The organism is Herbaspirillum sp. B65 (genome assembly GCF_000333555.1).
GTDB classification, from domain to species: domain Bacteria; phylum Pseudomonadota; class Gammaproteobacteria; order Burkholderiales; family Burkholderiaceae_D; genus Herbaspirillum; species Herbaspirillum rubrisubalbicans.
The window spans coordinates 1-4,658 of sequence record NZ_BADI01000098.1 but is presented as its reverse complement, the minus strand read 5'-3'; the positions used below and the strand labels follow the sequence as shown (position 1 = coordinate 4,658).

Annotated in this window: 5 protein-coding genes and 1 pseudogene; 5 read left to right on the top strand and 1 reads right to left on the bottom strand. The window is 56.9% G+C overall.

Annotated elements, in window-relative coordinates; translation table 11 throughout:
- Positions 1–36: 36 nt before the first annotated feature.
- Both I5W_RS02830 and I5W_RS02825 read left to right on the top strand, forming a co-directional pair.
- Complete coding sequence (locus tag I5W_RS02830; RefSeq protein ID WP_044528098.1) at positions 37–573, top strand: isochorismatase family protein; 537 nt, start codon at positions 37–39, stop codon at positions 571–573.
- A gap of 152 nt (positions 574–725) precedes the next feature.
- Positions 726–1,472, top strand: a complete 747-nt coding sequence (locus tag I5W_RS02825; protein WP_252716864.1) for a DUF6671 family protein — start codon at positions 726–728, stop codon at positions 1,470–1,472.
- On the opposite strand, the gene I5W_RS02820 is transcribed toward I5W_RS02825, so the two are convergent.
- Positions 1,421–2,353, bottom strand: coding sequence for a LysR substrate-binding domain-containing protein (locus tag I5W_RS02820; protein ID WP_044528096.1), 933 nt, complete (start codon positions 2,351–2,353; stop codon positions 1,421–1,423). The two genes, I5W_RS02825 and I5W_RS02820, sit on opposite strands and share 52 nt — an antisense overlap.
- A 633-nt stretch (positions 2,354–2,986) precedes the next feature.
- Between I5W_RS02820 and I5W_RS02815 the strand changes: the two genes are divergently transcribed.
- The 3 genes and pseudogenes from I5W_RS02815 to I5W_RS02805 all read left to right on the top strand — a co-directional run.
- The gene (locus I5W_RS02815) at positions 2,987–3,553 is read left to right on the top strand and encodes a DUF4255 domain-containing protein (protein ID WP_017453309.1); all 567 of its coding nucleotides are present in this window, start codon (positions 2,987–2,989) and stop codon (positions 3,551–3,553) included.
- Positions 3,550–4,398, top strand: a complete 849-nt coding sequence (locus tag I5W_RS02810; RefSeq protein ID WP_044528095.1) for a hypothetical protein — start codon at positions 3,550–3,552, stop codon at positions 4,396–4,398. Before I5W_RS02815 ends, I5W_RS02810 begins: the two co-directional genes overlap by 4 nt.
- 54 nt (positions 4,399–4,452) lie before the next feature.
- Positions 4,453–4,658 (top strand): annotated as a pseudogene (locus I5W_RS02805) (phage tail sheath family protein); the annotation flags it as partial.

Genomic DNA, 4,658 nt, shown 5'->3' with positions numbered 1-4,658 from the left:
ATTGATGAAATGAGTTCTAACAACTAAGGAAGCAATATGAAAGCACTTGTCGTCATCGATGTTCAGCGCGAATACATCACGCCCGGACGCGTTTTTCACATCGCCGGCATCGATCATTCCCTGAAAAATGCCAAGCGCATGTTGGACCATGCCCGCGCGCAAGGGTGGCCGATCATGCATGTGCAGCATCTGCAGGATGGCGAACTCTTCAATCGCACATCGGAGTTCTCGCATTTCGTGGAGGGCTTCCATCAGTTGGAAGGCGAAGACGTTGCAGCCAAGAGCAAGTTCTCGGCATTCTCTTCACCAGCCTTTGCCAAGTTTGCACAAGACCATGCCGATGATGAATTTCTGGTGATCGGGTACGGCACTACCATGTGCTGCCTGTCCACCATCATTGAAGGATTTCACCGCGGACATCAATTCACGCTGGTCGAAGACGCTTGCGCCGCACGTGCCGCGCAGGCATTTTCCGAAAAGTCGATGCATGAACATGCTGTCGCCATCCTGAGCACTTTTGCCCGGATTTCGCGCACGGACGACGAAATCAGTCCGCCTGTCGCAGTTGCGTGAGCGCCCACGCAGCTGTTCCTTTCCATTCTTTGGTTCCAACGACGCCCATGAATTCACTGCATTCGACACCATTTCTGCTACAGCGGCAGCGGCCATCGACAAGCGCTTTTCCTTTTTTACATGTGGCCGGCCCGGAAGATGGCGAGCCGATCTTGATCGCCACCATGCATGGCAAGGAACGCGTACTCGCGTCGTCATTGGCGGCGCTGGGCTTTTGCGTGCTGCTGCCGGTCGGTTACGACACCGACGCCCTGGGGACTTTTTCCGGCGATATCCGGCGCCTCGGGACGGCGTTCGACGCCGCGCTGGAAAAGGCTCGCCGCGCTTGCCTGGCGACCGGAATCGCGCGTGCGGTCGCCAGCGAGGGATCGTATCGTCCTTCGCAAACCTTGTTTCCCGGCGCGTCCAACGCCGAATTGATGGCATTTGTCGACCTGGAAAAGGATTTTTCCTGCATCGAATATCTGACTGATCTGCCCACCCGCTTTGTCAAAGGCCGCGTCCCGGCCGACCCGAATGCCGCGCAGACGCGTGAATTGCTGGACACGATGGGCTGGCCGACCATCAAGGCCCTGGTGCTGCCGCAAGACCCGATCCTGGGCACGCGTGAGGAAGAGGTCTTCAAGGGCATCGGCGATGAGGCAGGGTTGCAGCAGGCGATGAACATCTGCGCGGCGGTTTCCAGCGATGGCCTGGTGCATCTGGAAACCGACCTGCGTGCGCATATGAACCCGACCCGGATGGCTTCCGTGGCCCAGGTCGGCCAGCTGCTGGCACAGCGTTTGCGCCGCGAAGGCTACGGACCATCAGTGCAGGCGGCACCGGCGCAAGGTGTGCCTGCATATCCTTACCCCGACCTGCCTTCCAGCAAGAGCGTGGACAGGGCCATCTTCTCCTGAATCCACCTGACAAAGACCTTGGCCGACTCATCACAACGCGGACTGTAGCAGGCAAAGAACGCGCGGGGACTGACTCGCCGTTCTTTCAGCGGCGCCACCAACGCGCCCTTGGCCAGCAGAAAATCGACCAGCGGCGAGCTGCCCAGCGCAACACCCTGGCCCATGCTGGCCGCCTGGATCATCTGGTCGATATGGCTGAAACGAAAACCGACATTGTCTGCCAGCACATTACGGTTGACGTGCTCGAACCAGTCCGACCACTGCAACCAGGGCCAGGCATGCTGAGGGTCTTCCAAATGCAGCAATTTGTAGTGGCGCAGGTCTTCCACGGCATTCAAGGGATGCTTGTTGCTGGAAAGTAATTCCGGGCTGCAGACGGGGAAGATTTCTTCACCCGACAAGCGCAGGTGATCTTCATTGGCGACCCGGTTGGGTGAGGTATAGCGTATCGCCAGATCCACCGTCTCCTGTTTCAGATCAATGACGCGATTGTCGGCGCTGATATGCAGCTCGATTTCAGGGTGCTCTTCCCGAAAGCTGGCCAGGCGGGGAACCAGCCACAATGAAGCGAATGAGTTATTGGTCGAGACTTTCAGGCGCCCGCCGGACTTCTGCTGCTTGAGGTCGCTGATCGTCTCTGTCAGCGAGTCGATGCAGTCGCGTACCGTGTCATAGAAGATGCGGCCCTGCTCGGTCAGCATCAGGGAATGAGGGAGGCGCTCGAACAGCACCATATCCAGGGACTGCTCCAGCTTCTTGACTTGCCTGCTGATGGCCGACTGGGTGACGAAGATTTCGGCTCCCGCCTTGGAAAAACTCAGGAGTCGCGCGGCAGCCTCAAAGCTGACCAGCAGATCAAGGGGAGGAAGAGGACGAGCCATATAGCGTTCAGGCTGTGATGATGATTACGCCGGGCCCGGAGGGTGTGGGCAGTGGCAACCAACGTGAATGGCTGCTCGGGAAATGGGGATATATAGATTGATTATTAATAAACCCCATCCATGTTCCTGAGGGTAGATTTCAGATGGTTGTCACCCAAACAACACTCTCCTGTGTACCAGCTCCTGAGACAATCGTGCCGTGAAATTGTACTTGAAGATTCTCAAGGCCCCTTTTTTGGACGGGAACAGGTATGCGCGAAGCGCATACAGAGCCTGCGAAATGGTCATTTGAAAAGTCATTTTCGTTTTCTCATAATCGCCATAGCGCTGCGGCACCAGCATGTGTATCGATGCACGATGGTGTCGGGTCAAGGGGAGCCGTCAACAGTAGAAGGCGGGCAGAGGCACAGTGCAGGGCATCGCTGCGTCAGGATGCATACGTCAGGCAGGGGCATGCCGGTTTCCTGTTGGTATTGATATCAAGCGTAACGACAGGGCAAGGTTTCTCATGACCGCGTTGCATACGCAGGCAGCTCTTGCTTGCGTCACGCCGGCTGCGGCGTGGATGCGTGCGCGCGTTTCGGCTGCGATCGGGGGAGTCATGCGTGAGACAGAACAAGAAAGGTGTATGTCATGATCGACACAGCGCTGGCGTTCACGCGTCAGGTATTGGAACAATATCTGGTCTTGCATGCACAACAGGAAGCCGGCATCGCCGTGCTCAACGGCGTGGTCGACTTCAGCGGCAATATGCCGCCAAAAAATCAAAACAAGATCGTCATCACTCTGGTGAACCTGGAGTATGAAACCAACAAACAATACTATGGCGGCATGCAGGCAGACGGTACCCAATTGAGTCGCATCAATCCTTCGGTTTTCTTCAATCTGGATATCCTGATTTCAGCCTGCTTCGATTCATACAGCGAAGCACTGAAATTACTGACGGCAAGCATTTCCTTCTTCCAGAACAATGTGCATTTCACGCGCGAAAACAGCCCGACGCTGCCTGCCGGCATCAGTGCGCTGAAGTTCGAGATCGAAAATTCCCCCTCGCTCAAGACGCACAATCTGTGGACGGCGATGGGCGCCAAGTATCTGCCGTCGATCATTTACAAGATCCGGCATGTGGCAGTACAAGGGGAGCAGATCAAGTCGACTGCGCCGATGGTGGCCAATACGACCGGCCATGTTCAACCATGAGCGGCGTACTGTTTGACCTACACTTGCGGCACGCTTATTTTGCCAGCGGTCTCTTTGAGAATTGCCGCGTAGAGCCGGCGCCGGGCACGGCGGACTTGATCCGGCGCTATCAATGCCTGCCGCATGTACAGCAAGGCATATTTCGTTTGCGCTGGGGAGGCCATCAGCCGGTCGGGCAGTTTATCGCCTATCTGGCGAGGCAACTGGACGGCGCCCCCTTGCAATTCTATCTGTGCACCGATGACGCTTGGTTTGCGGCGGCGACCGACTTGCCGATGGACTGGGTAGGGCAAATTGCGCTGAGTTCGCAAGACGTCGATGTCGGCGAGGACGCCTCTATCCGTCTTATGCAGCCGCATCTGACCGTGCGCAGCGTGCAGAAAAACAATGTGATTGCCGTTGTCAGCATTTTCGCTGCCGACTTGCGCCCGGCGTCGCCCAGCATGTCGCCGCAGCCGGTCAGCTTCCGCATAGAATTCGCCGCTCGCCGGCTGTACTGGAATTACCTGGTGACGCAGGACACGACGCCTGCGCGTGCACGATTATATGTCGGCAATAGTGAGGGAGCGTCTTTCCAGGCAGCGGTGCCGGCGCAGTTACCCGATGGGGCGGCTGCGCTCAGTTTCAGTTCAGCCCCCATGCAGTTCCCGCTGGCGCAGCTGCCCGCCGTCACTTTCGATCTGATGGAAAGCCTGCCGATCAGGGATGTCGCCGCGGCCGGCGTGACGCGCTATGTGGAGCGATGTTTGATTCAGGGATTGCCGACGCCGCAGGTGGGCCAGTTCCGTGTGAAGCAGGTGGCTGGAAAGCAGTGTGTGTTTAGTGACATGTATGTGTACGTGTAAGCACCCGGAGTACGTTTCTAATTTCTCTCATCATTGGAATGAAATGGTAAGGACATGACCTCTAACTACTCGACCCCAGGCGTCTATATTCAGGAACTGAATGGTTTCCCCAATTCAGTGGTGCCGATTGCCACGGCCGTTCCTGCCTTCATCGGCTACACGCCGACCGCGCAATACCAAGGGAAGTCCTACTACAACAAGGCACAGAAAATCACCTCCTTCGCCGAATTCCAGGCGATCTACATGCTCGACAATCCGCC